Annotated in this window: 12 protein-coding genes; 7 read left to right on the top strand and 5 right to left on the bottom strand. The window is 70.7% G+C overall.

All coding sequences use genetic code 11. From position 1 onward, the window contains the following. Window positions 1-53: 53 nt before the first annotated feature. Both B4N89_RS03225 and B4N89_RS03220 read left to right on the top strand, forming a co-directional pair. Window positions 54-1499 (top strand): hypothetical protein, encoded by a 1446-nt coding sequence (locus B4N89_RS03225; RefSeq protein ID WP_078974355.1) that lies wholly within the window; start codon window positions 54-56, stop codon window positions 1497-1499. Between the two features lie 67 nt (window positions 1500-1566). Continuing rightward, entirely contained in the window at window positions 1567-2709 is a 1143-nt protein-coding gene (locus B4N89_RS03220; RefSeq protein WP_078979076.1) for an FAD-dependent monooxygenase, read from the top strand. Window positions 2710-2727: 18 nt separating this feature from the next. Here the strand turns inward: B4N89_RS03220 and B4N89_RS03215 are convergent, their stop codons facing one another. Then, on the bottom strand, window positions 2728-3102 hold the full coding sequence (locus tag B4N89_RS03215) for a VOC family protein (protein WP_078974354.1): 375 nt from the start codon (window positions 3100-3102) through the stop codon (window positions 2728-2730). A gap of 63 nt (window positions 3103-3165) precedes the next feature. Then, on the bottom strand, window positions 3166-3576 hold the full coding sequence (locus B4N89_RS03210; RefSeq protein WP_078979075.1) for a PPOX class F420-dependent oxidoreductase: 411 nt from the start codon (window positions 3574-3576) through the stop codon (window positions 3166-3168). A gap of 219 nt (window positions 3577-3795) precedes the next feature. Here B4N89_RS03210 and B4N89_RS51170 point away from each other — a divergent pair, with 219 nt between their 5' ends. Next, window positions 3796-4794, top strand: a complete 999-nt coding sequence (locus B4N89_RS51170; RefSeq protein WP_235618445.1) for a DUF5753 domain-containing protein — start codon at window positions 3796-3798, stop codon at window positions 4792-4794. A gap of 938 nt (window positions 4795-5732) precedes the next feature. Here the strand turns inward: B4N89_RS51170 and B4N89_RS03200 are convergent. Next, window positions 5733-6644 (bottom strand): LysR family transcriptional regulator, encoded by a 912-nt coding sequence (locus tag B4N89_RS03200; protein WP_078974352.1) that lies wholly within the window; start codon window positions 6642-6644, stop codon window positions 5733-5735. Window positions 6645-6760: 116 nt separating this feature from the next. Here B4N89_RS03200 and B4N89_RS03195 point away from each other — a divergent pair, with 116 nt between their 5' ends. Then, the gene (locus tag B4N89_RS03195; RefSeq protein ID WP_078974351.1) at window positions 6761-7573 is read left to right on the top strand and encodes an inositol monophosphatase family protein; all 813 of its coding nucleotides are present in this window, start codon (window positions 6761-6763) and stop codon (window positions 7571-7573) included. Window positions 7574-7632: 59 nt separating this feature from the next. Then, window positions 7633-8268 carry an NADPH-dependent F420 reductase gene (locus B4N89_RS03190; protein WP_078974350.1) on the top strand — a complete coding sequence of 212 codons (636 nt, stop codon included), beginning with the start codon at window positions 7633-7635 and terminating at the stop codon, window positions 8266-8268. A 15-nt stretch (window positions 8269-8283) separates the two neighbouring features. On the opposite strand, the gene B4N89_RS03185 is transcribed toward B4N89_RS03190, so the two are convergent. Both B4N89_RS03185 and B4N89_RS03180 read right to left on the bottom strand, forming a co-directional pair. Next, a complete protein-coding gene (locus B4N89_RS03185; protein WP_078974349.1) occupies window positions 8284-9651 on the bottom strand; it encodes a purine-cytosine permease family protein in 1368 nt (455 codons plus the stop codon). A 200-nt stretch (window positions 9652-9851) separates the two neighbouring features. Continuing rightward, window positions 9852-11786 carry a CHAT domain-containing protein gene (locus B4N89_RS03180; RefSeq protein ID WP_078974348.1) on the bottom strand — a complete coding sequence of 645 codons (1935 nt, stop codon included), beginning with the start codon at window positions 11784-11786 and terminating at the stop codon, window positions 9852-9854. A gap of 201 nt (window positions 11787-11987) precedes the next feature. Between B4N89_RS03180 and B4N89_RS03175 the strand changes: the two genes are divergently transcribed. After that, complete coding sequence (locus tag B4N89_RS03175; RefSeq protein WP_078974347.1) at window positions 11988-13592, top strand: alpha/beta fold hydrolase; 1605 nt, start codon at window positions 11988-11990, stop codon at window positions 13590-13592. A gap of 291 nt (window positions 13593-13883) precedes the next feature. Continuing rightward, complete coding sequence (locus B4N89_RS03170) at window positions 13884-15605, top strand: hypothetical protein (protein WP_143657811.1); 1722 nt, start codon at window positions 13884-13886, stop codon at window positions 15603-15605. Window positions 15606-15656: the final 51 nt, after the last annotated feature.

Genomic DNA, 15656 nt, shown 5'->3' with positions numbered 1-15656 from the left:
TTCTCGGTCGCAAACGGCTCGGTCCGCGCTGCGGGGTGTGACACGGTGGGCCGGTGATCGACGAACATGTGTGCGTGCGTGCGGTGGCGTCGGGGATCGCGGCGAGCTCCGGGCCGGAGCGGACGGCGATCTTCGACGCGGTTCGGGCCGAGCGTGACGGCCCGACGGTCCGGCTGCTGTGGCGACTTGCCGAGGCGGGCCCCGCCGACAACCGGCTGCGGGCGATCGAACTGCTCCGTGATTCGGCGCCGTTCGGCGAGACCTGGCCGTCGGTGGCCGCGTATGCGCGGTCGTGGCTGACGGATGCCGAATCGGGCGTCCGGGTCGCGGCGGCCCGGTTGTTCGTGGCGACGGCCGAGGTCGAGACCGTGGCGGCGTGGTTGCCGGAGGCGGCCGATCCGGATGTGCGGGTGGCGGGCACGATCGCGCTGCTCGGCCGTGGGCGGGAGTTCGACGACGCGGCCATGGTCCTGACCGAGGACGCCGATCCGGCGGTGCGGGTGACGGCGGCGCTGGTCCTGCTCGGGGACGGGGACCTTCCCTGGGCTTGGCGGCGGGCGATGTGCGAGGCGATCCGGGCCGATCTCGGGCACGCGGTGCGGCGGTTGCGGCGCGATGGTGGGCCGATGGACGTGCGGGTGGGCTCGGAGTGGGCCTGGCGGCTGCTCGGGGACGAGGAGGAGTGCCACGAGATCGCGCGGTCGTTGCTGACCGCCGAGGACCGGGACGTGCGGTGGGTCGGCGTGGACATGGCGGCGGCGGCGATCCGGCTGTGGCGTACCGGGCCGACGGAACTGCTGCCGGCGTTGGCGGGGGTGGCCGAGGAGGCCGACGCCGCTGATGACGCGCTGCGTGCCGAGAGTCTGCGGGTGTTGCGTCTGTCGCGCGACGTGTGGCGGGCGGCGGCGGGGCGATGGGCCCGGCGGGACGACGCGGCGGCGCGGCGATTGTCGGCAGAACTGGGCGAACCCCGCGGGTTGTTGCCGCCGCCGGATCTGGAGGCGGTCTTCGCGGCACAGCGCCTGCCCGACGGCCGCGCGGAGGCCGATGGCTGGTTGGCCGAACAACCGGTCGAGCCCGGCTCGTCCGAGCGTCGGGTGGCACGCACGCTGATGGGGCTGGTCGCGCACGGTGGATTGACCGAGCGTCAGGTTCGGCAGGCGATGTGCCTGTTCGAGCGGGAGAGGGTGCGCAAGTACGAGGTGGCGGGTGTCCTGTGGCGGCATCTGGGGCCTGGAGACGCCGAGTTCACCGCGCGCCTGGTCGCCGAGATGTCGGCCGTGGCGGGTGATCAGTATGTCGGCGAACTCGCCCTTCAGGTCCTCGCCGACATGGGCGGACACGCCGCCGGTGCGCTGCCGTGCCTGAGCGCGTTGATCGACGACCATGCCCGGCTCACCGCTCATGTGGGCAGCGCCGAGGCCGAGATCGCCTTCGACGAGACGCGCCGGGCACAACTGGTCGGTGTACGTGATCGGATCGCGACCGCCATCCCGTAGGGTCCTTCCGGGTCCGGCCCGGTCCGGACGCCTGTGCGAAGTCGGATGTGAACCAAGGGAGATGGGCATGCCGATAGGTCGGGTCGCAGTGGTCGGCGGAAGCATCACGGGCTGCGCCTTCGCGCTCGCGGCGGCACGGAGTGGGGCCGAGGTCACCGTGTACGAGCGCACCACCGGCGAACTCGCCGACCGGGGAGTGGGCATCGCGCTGCACGTGGACCGCTACGCCGAACTGGTCGCCGCCGGCTACCTCGACGACACCACGCCCTGGCGCAACGTGAACGGGCGCACCTGGCTGCTCGACGACGGCGAGTCGGCACGCGGCCGGTCGTTGTGGGACCAGCCCGCCGCGTTCCGGATGTACAACTGGGGCCAGCTGTGGGCCGGACTGCGCCGCCGGGTGCCGGCCGAGGTCGACTATCGCGGCGGTACACCGGTCACGGTCGGTACGGACGGCGAGATCCACCTGCCCGACGGCACGAGCGAGCGCTACGACGTGGTGGTGGGCGCGGACGGCTACGGCTCGGCGGTGCGTACGGCGGTGTTCCCGCAGATCCGGCCGCAGTACGCCGGTTATGTGATGTGGCGAGGCAGTTGCGCGTGGAACCACGAGCCGATCGACAACCTGATCTCGATCTGCATCCCGAACGGCCAGGGGGTGATGTACCGGATCCCGAGCAGCGGGGGAGACCGGATCTCGTGGGGGCTGTACAGCGCGGTGGGCGGCACGGCCGACCCGCGTCCGGCGTTGTTGGCACTGGCCCGCACGTACTTTCCGCCGTTCTGGGCCGACCTGGTCACCTCGACGCCCGAGAGCGACACGCTGATCCAGCCGATCAACGACCTCGTGGTGGACCGGTTCACGAGCGGCCGCATGCTGGTCGCCGGGGACGCGGCGGCGATCGCTCGGCCGCATGTGGCCAGCGGCGCGGTCAAGGGCATCCAGGACGCGGTGGCCTTCGAGGCGGCGTGCCGGGAGGTGGGACCGGCCGGGTCGTGGGACGACGTGTTGGCGCGTTATGAGGCCGAGCGCCACCCGGCGGGCGCGGACCTGGTGCGGGTCGCCCGCTCGATGGGCTACGCGATGGTCGAGGACACCCCGGACTGGACCACGATGACCCCCGAACGCATGGTCGACTGGTGGGCGGCCCAGCATGCCGACGACGGCTTCGGCGGGCACGCGCTGGGGGCGGCGATCGGCGCGCGGTGATTCGCGGTCTCGCCCGCGTCAGCTCGACCGGTCGATGTGCATGTTGATGTTGAGGACCTTGCCGTTGGGATCGCGGACGAAGAAGCGCCGCACGCCCCACGCCTCGTTCGTGATCGGGTACACGATCTCGTAGCCCCGCTCGCGCGCCTGCGCATAGGCCGCGTCGACGTCCTCGACCTCGATGGACATCGCCGTGCGACCGGACTGCGCGTCCCAGTCGCACTGGTCGGGGACGACCACCATCACCTGGGCGGTGGGGTTGCTCGGCGAGCGGAACATCAGGAAACCGGGCTCGTCCATGCCGGCCTCGAAGCCGAGGAAGTCCTGATAGAACTCCCGACTGGGGCCGAGATCGGTGGCGGTGACGCTGGGTACGACGCGGCGGATCTTCATGCGGCCAGGGTAGGCGCGAGGGCCGACATCGCCCGAGCAGGCGGGCGATGTCGGCGCGCCCGGTCAGGATCCGCTGCCGCCCGGCGGGTCCTCCAGGTTCCAGCCCATGACGCGCTCGGGGTGGATGCGCATCACCTCGCGGCTGAAGAAGTCGAGGGGCAGCGGCGGTTCGTGGTCCCGCAGCAGTTCGACCCGGCCCCGAATCTCGACCCCGCGCCCCCAGCCCGGCTTGTACGCTCCCGGCTCGTCCGGCGTCATGTCGTCCACGACGAAGGAGACGCCCGGATTGCGCTCGACATTGCGCCACCGCTGACTCGCACTGAGATTCGGCCCCCCGATGTCGATGGTCCCGTCGTCGTTCAGCCGAAACCCGACGGGCCGCACATGCGGCGCGCCCTTCGGCCCAACGGTGGCGAGCCGCCCGAGGCTCTGCCCGATCAGGTACGCACGTTCGACCTCGGTATAGCTCGCCATCGGCACTCCCTCCGGAGGCTCCCCCGCCGGGAGCGTTCACCTCGAACGTAGAACTTCAAGCGAACTTGATGTCAAGGCCGCAGGGCTCTTTCTCCGGTATACGGGCGCATGATGCGTGTCTGATTCGCTACCTTGTGTGCGCGTGATTTCGCCATCCTGCGATCCCCGCATACGCGAACACCGGGGCGGGCGCGTAGGGATGGATCAATCGGAGCTGCCATGTCCGCACGACCGCTCGGAGCCAACGCCAAGTTGGTCTCCGCCCGCCGCGCCCTCGGCCTGCACTCCCAGGCCGGTTTCGCCGACGCCTTCGAGGAACACGCCCGCACGATGGGCATGCGCTTGGCGGTGAGCGTGCGCCAGGTCCGACGGTGGGAGAGCGCGGATCCGCCGTATCCGACCCCGGACTATGAACGCGTACTGGAGGATTTGTTCGGGAGACCGCTGAGTGCGCTTGGGTTTGCCGCCTTGGATGGGATGCCCGATGGGCAATCGAGTCATGCGTGGCCCGGCCTGATCACGGACGGAGCCGAGCGTCTTCGTCGGCTGACCCAACTGGAGCAGGGTTCGGCCAGTTTCCGCAGCTACGAGACGACGTTCATTCCCGGGCGGCTCCAAACTGCGGAATATGCGCTCGCCGTCATCCTCATGCTCGACCCGACGCTCTCCGTCGCAGAAGCCGGTGAGAGACAGCAACTGCGAATGGACAGAGCGCAACGACTGTTTCGCGAAGGCCGACCCGCCTGGTTCATCATCGCCGAGAATGCTCTCTACAATCCGTTCGGGAGCCCGGAGATTCTGGCGAATCAGCTCGACCACCTCGTGAGAGTCGTCTCGGAGAATCCACACATCAGGGTGCAAATCCTCCCGCACGGTGCGGGATTCGTGGCACCCGCTCCATGCCTGATCGTGGAGCCCAAGCGAGGTAGATATGCCGCCTGGTTGGAACAATTCGTAGGCTCCCTCGTGGTTGACAAGCCGGATGATGTTGAACGCCTCGGAACCACCTTCGATCGCCTTCATACATCTGCGTTGTCCCAGATGGCTTCCCACGCCACGATCACCAGCTGGCGGCAGGAGTTGCGCCGTTCCATCGAGTTCAGTGCAAGTCTGGTGGGTTCAAGTCCCATCACACCGGAAATGACGGTCGCAGCGAAGCTTCGATCGTCGGCGCTACCCTGGGCATCCGGGACGCCGAACTTCCGGAATCCGCAGTGATATCCGTCGCTCCCGAGGCATGGACGGCTCTCGTCACGGACCTCCGCATGCGAAAGCCATGGAGTTGCAGTGCCTCCAATCCCCTTCACTGAGGCTTGCGCTTTTGGTTGCGGGTGGCTGGTGCGGGGTCTGTCCGAGTCGATGGTGGGCCGCCGCCAGCGTTCGGGGGTCCAAGACTTGGAACCTCCGGCGAGACGGGCGCCTTGCTCGGCGAAAACCGGCTGGCAACGGTGGAGCGGGAGGGCAATCGGGTCGGGTCGTCCGAGGGGCCCTTCCGAGTGGGTCGGGTGGCTTCGGGTGCGGTGGGCGTGAGGGTGACGGAAGTTCACGAACCCGGATCGCGTGGGTGCTGTTGCCTCGGTGTGAGCGAAAGCCGCAGGTCGGTGCGGGCGGGGGCCGATCGGGGTGCTTCGGGATCCGGTTTCGGCCTTTGCTGGGCACTTTTGGTCTTCTCGATGGCCTCTGTGGAGTTGTAGTTTCCGAAGCCGGTTGCAATGCGATGGTTTCGGTCTCCCTTCCTGTGCGGGGGCGGCTGGAGCACACGGAACCGGCGTTCGACGCCCGACTTTTCACCCCGACACCGCAAAACCGCAGGTCACCGAAGCTCGAAGCTCGCAACCACCCCACCGGGATCCGATTCCGGACTCCGACCCCTCCGCAAACGCACCCGAAGCCACCCGACCCACTCGGGAAGGCCCCTCGGGCGACTCGACCCGAGCGCCCTGCCTGCCCCTGTTGCCAGCCGGTTTTCGGTGAGCAATGCGGGCGTCTCGTCGGGAGGTTTCGAGTCTTGGAGCCCCGAACGCCGGCGGCGGCCCATCACCGACTCGGACCGACCCCGCACCGGTCCCCCGCAGCCGAACGCGCAACGTCGGCCGAAAGCGCCTGACCCACCCGGGAAGGCCCTTCGGGCCACGCGACGCCGCCCCCTTCGCCCGCTACCCGGTCGTCGGCCGGAATAGTGTCTGGACGGTTTCGGTGGCCAGGTTGCGTAGCCAGGTGTGGGCGGGGTCGTCGTCGTGGCGTTGGTGCCACAGCAGGTACAGGGGTGTGGCCGGCATCGGGACCGGCAGGGGCAGGGTGATCAGGCCCATTCGGTCGCGGGCCGCGCGGGTGACCGCGTCCGGGAGGCAGACCGCCAGGCCGATGTCCAGGGCGAGTCGCATCGCGAGGGCGGCCGTGGGTGCGGCGGCGACGACGCGTCGTTCGTGGCCGAGTGTGGTCAGGGCGTCGTCGATCGGATCGCGCAGGCGCCCCCGCCGCGAGACGGTGACGTGGTCGGCGGCCGAGTAGCGCTCGACGCTCACGGGGCCTTCGGTGAGCGGGTGGCCGGGGCGGACGGCGACCACGAGCCGGTCCCTGCCGATGAGGCGGTGGCGGATGTCGGGGAGGGTCGGCCGGGCGGACGCGGAGTCGAGGTCGACCTCGCCCCGGCGCAGTTCCGGGGTGTCCGTGCCGGGCTCGGCGGACAGCCGCACCTGTACGCCGGGGGCTTGGCGGTGCACGGCGGCGATCAGGTCCGTGCCGCAGGCGTCGGCCAGGGCGTCGTGCCAGCGCACGGTGAACACGCGCCGCAGGTCCGGCAGTTCGAGTTCCTGTTGCGTGGACAGCAGGTGGTGGGCCTGCTGCACGAGTACGTGGACCTGGGCTCGCATGGCCAGCGCACGGGTGGTGGGGACCATGTGGCGCCCGGTGCGGACCAGGATCTGGTCGCCGGTGACCTTGCGGATACGCCCCAGCGAGCGGCTCATCGCCGGGGCGGTCACGTGGAGACGGGCCGCGGCGCCGGCGACACTGCCCTCTTCGAGGAGCGCGTCCAGGGCCGTGAGCAGGTTGAGATCCAGTTGCATGGGAGTAACTCTACGAGTGAGAAGCATGCACTTGTTGTTAATCGATCGGGGTTCTAGCTTCGAAGTGCGCCGCGAGCGGAAGCCGCGCCGCGACCATCGAAACCCGGGAGCCGATCGTGACTACAGCCCTGCCCTTCGACGCCGACACGACGCTGATGCCGACGGTGACCGCCGCGGTGCGGACCGCCGGAGCGACCCTGCGCGACCGCTACACCCCGCACGCCCGAGCCGTGAGTCCGAGCGAGATCGTCGAGGAGATCCACGCCAACGACGACGCGGTGCTGAACGTGCTGCGTGAGCCGCTGCTGCGGGCGCGGCGTGGATCGCGGTGGGCCGAGGACGAGTTGGCCGGGGGTCCGCTCCCGGTCGGGGAGTGGTGGGTCGTCGACCCGGCCGAGGGCAACATCAACCACGTACACGGGATGCCCGACTGGGGTGTTACGGCCACCCTGGTGCGGGACAACCGGCCGGTGCTGACCGTGGTCCACCTGCCGCTGACCGGTGACACGTACACCGCCACCGCGGGCGGGGGCGCGTGGCTCGATGGGCGTCCTTTGCGAGTGTCCGCCAAGACCGACCTCGGCGCCGCGCTCACCGGGACCGGCCAGGCCAGGCCGGGGGAGGACGGGGACACGTTCCGGCGGATCGGTGAATCGGTTACCGCGATGCTGGTCAACGGTCTTGTCGTACGGGTGTCCGTGCCGGCGACCTTGCAGCTCATTCACGTCGCCGGCGGGGGCATGGACGCGTTCTGGCAGTTCTCCGATGTTCGGTCCGGGCTGGTCGCCGGCGCTTTGTTGGTCGCCGAGGCCGGGGGCGTCGTCACCGACCTGGCGGGTGAGCCGTGGACCACGGGCAGTCCGGACTTCCTGGCCGCTGCGCCCGGTATTCACGCTGCGGCGCTTGGGGTGCTGTCGGCGGTCGCCTGAGCGGGCCCCGGGCTTCACCGCTGTTCGTTTCCCGCCAATACCGCTAGGAGCATCACCTCATGACCAACATCGGCATCCTGGGCGCCGGCCGCGTCGGCGCGAACCTGGCCCACAAGTTCGCCGCGGCCGGGCACCGCGTCACCCTGGGCCACCGGAGCTCGCCGGAGGACGCCGCCGGCGCCGACCCCCGCGTCTCTTTCGCCGACCAGCGCACCACCGCCCGCAACGCGGACGTCGTGATCAACGCGACGCCCGGGGACACCGCCCTGGAACGGCTATCCGACCTGCGCGCCGAACTCGCCGGAAAGATCCTGGTCGACGTTTCCAACGCGACCCGCGATGCCGACGACGGGCTGCCCGGTGAGCTGGTCTACCGCGACGGCAGCCTCGCCGAGCGACTTCAGGCCGCGCTGCCCGACACGCGGGTGGTCAAGACGCTCAACACCATGCTGTTCATGGTCATGACCGCGCCCGAAACCCTGGCCACTCCGCCGACCGCCTATCTGTCGGGCGACGACGAGCAGGCGAAGGAGATCATGGCGGGTCTGCTCGGCGACCTGGGATGGCGGCCCGAATGGATCGAGGATCTTGGTGGCATCGGCACGGCTCGCGCCACCGAGGCGATGATCCTGGTGGTACCGCACATCATGCGCCGGCACGGCTTCCGCCCGTTCGCCGTTGCCATCGCCCGCTGACCCGGCCGGTTCGGCTCAGCGCGTCGCGACCGCCCGTCGGCGGTCCCACGCGACCGCGATGTACGCGGTGGCGCCGGCGAGGGCGAAGGAGAACAGGGAGGCCGAGGTCCAGCGTTGGGCGTGGATGTGCAGGGTGTCCTGGATCGGGGTCCAGAAGTCCACCCACCACTCGACCGTGCCGGGGTTGATCAGCTGGTACATGCAGAAGCCGAGCAGCCACGGGGCGAGCATCACCCAGCGGGCCGGCGAGCGGTCGCCCAGGTCCCAACCGGAGCGGCCGCGGCCGGCGAACAGGTCCACCGCCAGTACGCCGAGCAGCGGGATGAAGATCGAGCCGATCAGGGACAGGAAGCTCGCGTAGGTGTCGAAGTCGTTCACCATCAGCGCGAATGCCGTGACCAGCGCGCCCACGCCCAGGCAGAGGATCCGGCGGTCGATGCGCGGCGCGAGGTTCTGGATCGACATCGCGGTGCTGTAGACGTTGGCGAAGCTCTGGTCGACCTCGCGGATGACCAGGACCGCGAAGAAGACCCACCCGGCGGTGACGCCCAGGAACGAGTCGAAGATCTTGTCCGCGTCGCCGCCCACCTGGGCGAGGGCGACCAGGCCGAGCAGGTAGCACCAGATGCTGGTGACGGAGAATCCGCCGAGCGCCGCCCAGAACGCGGGCTTGGTGCCGCGCGAGTGGCGGGTGTAGTCGGAGGCGAGCGGTACCCACGAGACCGCGACCGCGAGCGCCGCGTCCATTGCCGGGAAGAAGCCGGACCACGAGCCCTCGGTCATCGGCGGCAGCCCCTCGCGCCACAACTGGACCGAGAAGTAGAGCATCGCGATGCCCACCGCGATCGTCACGTAGCGGCGCAGGATGCGCAGCATGCCGAGTGGGCGCAGGGTCATCGCGGTGGTGACCGTGCCGGCGGCGACGATGTAGAGCCAGTGCGGGCCGTCGCCGTCGGTCATCGCCTCGATGCCGAGCGAGATGACCAACAGCTCGAAGGTGCCCCAGCCGATGCACTGGACGATGTTGAACACGGTCGGCACGTACGAGATCTTCGTGCCGAACAACCCGCGCAGCACCGTCATCGCGGGCGCGCCGCTGCGGGCGCCGGGGATGCCGGCGATCGCGACCATGAGCGTGCCGAGCAGCGTGCCGCCGATCGCCGCGACGATCGCGGCGACCATGGACAGTTGTGGATAGCCGGCCGGGGCCAGTACGAACAGGGCGCCGGAGAAGCCGAGGAGGCTCACTCCGAGGTTGGCCCAGAACGCGGCCTGGTCGCGGAAGCCGAGTGTGCGCGGCGGCGCGGTGTCCAGGACCAGCGGAGCCTCGGCGGCCGTGTGTGCCGTGGCGGGGCGCGCGTCGTCCACTGCTGGAGCCGACATGGCTCTACCTGCTCTCCCTACGCCGGCATTACCCGGACAGGTTCAAGCGGTCGGTGGCCCCGGGGTGTGCGCCGGCTTGCCGCCGACACCCCATGCCGCCCTCTCAGCCCGGTTGGTCCGAGCTCCCGCGATGGCGTGGCGAACAGTACGCTCCCGGCGGGCGGCTTGGGAAGGCGGGGTGGGGGTGGGCGCGCGGCGGCTCACCGGCCCGAGTGGGTGAAGGCGGCCCAGCCGGTGAGGTCGTTCGGGGTGATCTCCCGGGCGTGCGCGGCGAGTTCGGCGGGCATCGCGGTGGGGATCCCGCGTTTGGGGTCGCGCATCCAGAGTTGGGCGGTGCGCAGCGCCTGGGCGGGCGGGAGGTCGCGGCGGTTGAGGTAGTGGTGGGCCATGTACAGGACCAGCGCGGCGGTGGTCGGGCCCACGGGCCAGAGGGTGGACACCACGGTGTGGGCGCCGGCGGCCAGGTGCTCGGCGGCGGACCCTGCGGCGCGATCGGGGGCGAACACGATCGGGTCGCCGGCGGCGTGGCCGATTTCGATCGGGCGGTGCGGGGCGGCCGGCGGGCGCGCGGCGACGTCGCACAGCAGGCGGGGCGAGGCGGTGTACGAGATCTGCGCGACCTGGAGCGCGTGTCGGCGGCGGCCGTCGACGGTCGACCACGCGGCGTGCCAGGGCACCGAGTCGAACAGGCCGGCGGGGAGCAGGACCAGGGACGGTGTGCGGCCGGACGCGCCGGGGACGGCGGCGAGTACGGGGGCCATCACCGCGTCCCAGGCCCAGGCGCAGAGCACGTCCAGGAAGTCGGACAGGAGCTCCCGATCGCTCCCGGGCAGGTCCAGGCCGTAGTCGAGTTCGGGCAGGTCGAGCAGCCGGGTCGAGCCGTCGACGCCGCTGACGACGGCGGCGCCGGGGACGAGCTGGACCAGCGCGTCGGCTCCGAGCCGGCGCAGCGCGACGGCGATTTCGGCGGCCGGGGGCGGGTCGAGGAGGGCACGCCACTCACCGCCGGCCGGGCCGGCGCCGACGCGGGCCTCACCCACGTGGGTGGCGGCCCGAAACAGGCGGGCATCCGCCGGCGCGGCACGGCGGGCCCGCCGGAAGCAGATCCGAGCCTGGTCGCGGGTATGGGGGTCGCCGTCGTGGTCCGCCTGAACGCCATACGCGACGCCGGCGGCGTAGGCGAATTCCGGCCAGCGCGCATCGTCGGTGGGAAGGGCGGCGAGGGCTTCGGTGAGGAGGGTGAGGGCTTCGGGGAGGGCGTGAACGGGAGGGCCGGAGACCACGTCGGGGCCGTGGGCGGGGGCTGCGCTTGCGCCGACGGTGGGACCCGGGCGACCGCTCGTGGCCGAGGCCCGGGTGGGCCCCGATCCGGGCCTCGTGGTGGCCGGAGGGGCGGATCCGCCCGAGCCGGTGGTCACTTCGGGGCGATCGGTCGTATTCGGGATGCCCGAACCGCCGGGAGCCGTCGGGCCGCCGGTCGTGCCCGAGCCGGCAGACGCGGTCGGCGCGGAGGATCCGGCCGAGTCGGGCGTCGGGCGTGAGGTGGGGGTGGTGCCGGGGCGGTCGTGCGTGGTCCGGCCGCCGGGAGTAGTCGGCGTGGGAGGTCCGGCCGAACCGGTGATGCCGCCGGGGTGGTCGATCCTGTTCGGGGCGGAGGCGGTTCCCGAGTCGGAGACGGCCCCCGGGGTGGAGGCGGCCGGGCAGGCGGCTCCGCCCGGGTCGCCGGCCATGTCCGGGCGCTTGGTCGGCCCGGGACCGACGGTCGTTCCTCGGCCGGCGGGCACGTCCGGCCCAGCGGTCTCTTCCGCTCGGCCGGTCCCGCCCGGGCCGCCGCCCGTGTTCGCCTCGCCGGGCGCGGTTCGCCCGTCGGTCGCCTGCGGCCCGTGGACTGCGTTCGGCCCGCCGACTGCGTGCGGCCCGCCGGTCGTTTCCGCGGCCCCGGGCAGGATGCGGTGGGCCGCGTCGGCCGCCGATGCCTCCATGCAGCGGAGCAGGCCGCGTTCGCCTCGGTCCCAGGCGCGGCGGGTTTCGGCGTCGGCGTCCTCGACCCGCGCTGCGCGTTCGGCGTCGGCGCCGGTGCCGATGTCCTCGACTCCCGCGGCGCGTTCGGTGTGTTGCGCGCGCTCCACGTTCACCCCCGCTTGCCCCCACGTGCCGGGACCACCGTACTCGGGTGGGCGGGGGTGCCTCAGTCGATCGTCGCGTGGTACTTCCGTCTTGGTTTACCGGCGCGTAACTTACTCGTGAGTCACCCTCCGACGCCGTCCCCAGGCGTCGTCTCACCATGCCTTCCCGCGGGTCGGGCCACGCCCCGACCATGACGTCAGGAGACCCTGATGGGTCGATTCCGCCTGCGCCCACGCGCTCGTGCGGCCGCCGTCGTCTCGGCCGCGATCCTCGCCGGGACCGCCCTCGGCCCGGCCGCCCCGGCGGGCGCCGCCCCGGCCCCCACCACAGCGGCGGTCGTGCAGTCCGCCGCCGGCTCGTCCCTGCGCTTCGTCGACATCCCCGGCGACGGCGGCACCAAGCTGGCCGCCAACATCATCACCCCCACCGGCGGCGCGCCCGGCACCCGCTACCCGGTCGTCGTACTGCCGACCAGTTGGGCGATGCCGCAGATCGAGTACGTCGTCCCGGCACGACAACTCGCCGAGCGCGGCTACGTCGTGATCGGCTACAACTCGCGCGGCTTCTGGCAATCGGGCGGCGAGATCGAGACCGCCGGGCCGCCGGACATCGCCGACGCGTCCAGGGTGATCGACTGGGCGCTGGCCAACACGCCCGCCGACCCGGCCCGGATCGGCATGGCCGGCGTCTCCTACGGCGCCGGGATCAGCCTCCTCGCCTCCGCGTTCGACCCCAGGATCAAGGCCGTCGTCGCGATGAGCGGCTGGGCCGACCTGATCGAGTCGATATACGCCGGCCGGACCGAACACGCTCAGGCCGCCGCGCTGTTGGGCGGTGCCGGCTTCCTCACCGGGCGGCCCAGTGCCGAACTCACCGAAATCCTGAAGAACTTCCTCTCCGGCAATCTCGCCAAGGAGCCGGAGATGCTGGCGTGGGGTGCCAAACGCTCGCCGGTGACCCACCTCGACCGGATCAACGCCAACGCCCCCGCGATCATGCTCGGCAACGCGTGGGGCGACTCGCTCTTCCCGCCCGACCAATACGCCGACTTCTTCGGCCGGTTGACCGGTCCCAAGCGCCTCGAATTCCGCCCCGGCGACCACGCCACCGCCGAGGCGGGCGGCCTGCTCGGCCTGCCCAACGACGTCTGGGCCGACTCGACCCGCTGGCTCGACCACCATCTCAGGGGCATCGACAACGGCATCGACCGGGAGCCGGCGGTACAGCTGAAATCCCGCACCGGCGGCGGCTACGAGGGCTACCCGAACTGGCCCGCCGCGGCGAACTCGACCCGCACCCTCGCACTCACCGACAGCCGCCGCATCCTGACCGGCATCGACTCCGGGGCCGACGGCGGCACGATCTTCCTGTCCAGCATCCTCGACCAGTTCCTCAAGGCCCCACCCACGGCCTCGATCCCGCTCCTGCCCAGGGCCTTCGCCGCCGTCTGGCAATCCGACCGCTACAGCACGCCAACCAGGGTCCGCGGCACCACAAAGCTGCACACCACGATCACCGCATCCCACGAAAGCGGAACGATCTTCGCCTACCTATACGACGTAGGCCCCCTGGGCATCGGCAAACTCGTCACCCACGCCCCGTACACCTTCCACGCCAAAACCCCAGGCACCCCCTTCCCGATTAGCCTCGACCTGACCGCCACGTCCTACGACGTCCCGGCAGGCCACAGCCTGGCCGCGGTGATCGACACAGTCGACCCCCTCTACCTCGAACACAACCCCCTCAGCAGCCAACTCACCTTCACATCGCCGCAGTACGACCCCTCGACGCTCACGATCCCGATACGCAACTGACGCGCCGGCGGGTGGGGCGGCCACAGTCGGCCCGGGCCCGGCCACCCCACCCGCCCGAGCCGCGAACCTGTGGCATCCCTCACTACAACCTCCCGTCACCGCCAATCGTCGCGGTGAGCCACGGACCGCCCATACCGGTGGATACAGGCGGCTTGCAGTAACCCGTCGAAACCCGTCCGTGACCATCCGGAACCGCGCCGACTCGGCGACACCACATCTCCGTTGCGGGTGTCCCAGTCGACTGGTTGCCTTCCGTCGTCCGGTGATCCCGGCGACACGAGGAGTGCATCCATGGCCATGTTCCGAAGGAAACCCACACGCGACCGCCGTAGGTTCCCCGCCCTGGTGGGCGGCATTGCCACCGCGGTCCTGGCCGGCGGCTTGTTGACCGTCCCGGCGTCCCCCGCGTCGGCGGCCGGCGGTCCGACGAACCTGCGGATGAACCCGGTGCCGGTCGACGGCTCGACGGGCGACTGCGGTTACGTCGGCGCGCTTGGTCCGGTCGGCTCGCTCGGCCTGTTCGCGACGGTCGGCGAGGCCGACGGTCCGCTGATCGGCGCCCACTTCGAACTGCACGAGGTCGGCAACGGCGACCCGACCACCTTCGACAGCGGCTGGGTCTCGGAGTCGTACGGCACCCACGAGGCCCAGGCGTACATCCCGGCCACCCTGCTCACCGACGGCAAGACCTACGCCTGGAGCGTCCGGTCCGGCCGCGCCGACGCCCCCGACCCGACCTGGGCCACGGGCTGCACCTTCACCTACGACCGCACGGCGGCCGCTCCGCCGACGATCACCAGCACCGACTTCCCGATCGACGGCGGCGGCAAATACGCCGGCCAGGCAGGGGTGTTCCTCTTCGCCACCACCCCCGACGCAGTCGCCGTCGAATATTCCCTCAACGGCACCATCCCCGTCGGCGGAGCCGCACGAGCCATCTACGACCCAACCTCCGGCACCTGGCGCACCCCACCCCTCACGGTGGCACAGTGGGGAACCAACCACCTCTTCGCCCAAACGGTCGACCGTGCCGGCAACCGTTCGCAACAAACGACCTACAGCTTCCATACGCCGAGTGACCCCAACCCGCCCGCACCCAAGCCCGGCGACGTCACCCACGACGGCAGGATCGACGTGCTCGTTGCCGACGCCACAGGTGCCCTCAAGGGCTACAGCTCGGCAACTACTCCCGGCTCGGGCGGCGTTGTCGTATCGACGGTCTACAACGGCCCGATCGAAACGCCGGCGGGGAAGCGCACCTGGACCGGCGCCCTCATAACCCACCGAGGCGGCCAGTCGGGTGATGATCTGTACGCATATGCCGATGGCACCCTCTACTTCTACAGCAATACTCCTGGTGCGACGCCCGCCAAGGGCTACTTCGCAAGCCAGGACAGCTCGGTGGTCTTCCGTCCCGACACATGCATCGAATCCGGGTCGGCGCTTGGTGCCTGCACGACGTATGGCACCGATTGGGATAGGACGAAGCAGGTCGTCGCGGCCGGCGACGTGGACGGTGTCCCGACCGGTCAAGTCGGCGAGTCCTCGGACGACGTGTTCACCGTGGAAGACGATGGCAACGGGAACCAACAGCTCTGGTTGCTCACCGGCACTGTGAGCTCCGGCTCCTTCGACCGCGCCATCGCCATCGGCCCCGCCACCCGGCAGAACCAGGACATCATGGTCCCCGGCGACGTCACCGGCGACGGACTGCCCGAGTTGTGGATCCGCGACCGCACCAACGGCAACGTCTACCAATACGCGTCCGTGAGGAAGGCCGACGGCACCGCCGACCTCGACGCCTACACCGCCACCCCGACGCTGATCGGCACCGGCTTCGACACCACCACCTACCCCAAGGTCTCCACCGACGGCGACTTCGACGCCGACGGCCACGCCGACCTGTGGGCCCGCACCCCCAACGGCAACGTCCACACCTTCCCCGGCGGCAACACCCCCGACCCGGCAACCGGCAACACCTTCGGCCCCGCCCAACTCATCGCCGGCAACTGACCCACCCACACAATCGGGGCCACCCCCAGTCATGGAGGCGGCCCCGATCTC

It is taken from the genome of Embleya scabrispora (genome assembly GCF_002024165.1).
Classification (GTDB): Bacteria; Actinomycetota; Actinomycetes; order Streptomycetales; family Streptomycetaceae; genus Embleya; species Embleya scabrispora_A.
This window is presented reverse-complemented; position numbering and strand designations above follow the sequence as displayed.

Excerpts from the sequence above, each read along its gene's own strand:
- B4N89_RS03200 (WP_078974352.1), bottom strand. The coding sequence starts at position 6,644 with ATGCAACTGGATCTCAACCTGCTCACGGCCCTGGACGCGCTCCTCGAA.
- B4N89_RS03220 (WP_078979076.1), top strand. The coding sequence starts at position 1,567 with ATGCCGATAGGTCGGGTCGCAGTGGTCGGCGGAAGCATCACGGGCTGC.
- B4N89_RS03215 (WP_078974354.1), bottom strand. The coding sequence starts at position 3,102 with ATGAAGATCCGCCGCGTCGTACCCAGCGTCACCGCCACCGATCTCGGC.
- B4N89_RS03170 (WP_143657811.1), top strand. The coding sequence starts at position 13,884 with ATGGCCATGTTCCGAAGGAAACCCACACGCGACCGCCGTAGGTTCCCC.
- B4N89_RS51170 (WP_235618445.1), top strand. The coding sequence starts at position 3,796 with ATGTCCGCACGACCGCTCGGAGCCAACGCCAAGTTGGTCTCCGCCCGC.
- B4N89_RS03190 (WP_078974350.1), top strand. The coding sequence starts at position 7,633 with ATGACCAACATCGGCATCCTGGGCGCCGGCCGCGTCGGCGCGAACCTG.
- B4N89_RS03175 (WP_078974347.1), top strand. The coding sequence starts at position 11,988 with ATGGGTCGATTCCGCCTGCGCCCACGCGCTCGTGCGGCCGCCGTCGTC.
- B4N89_RS03185 (WP_078974349.1), bottom strand. The coding sequence starts at position 9,651 with ATGTCGGCTCCAGCAGTGGACGACGCGCGCCCCGCCACGGCACACACG.
- B4N89_RS03210 (WP_078979075.1), bottom strand. The coding sequence starts at position 3,576 with ATGGCGAGCTATACCGAGGTCGAACGTGCGTACCTGATCGGGCAGAGC.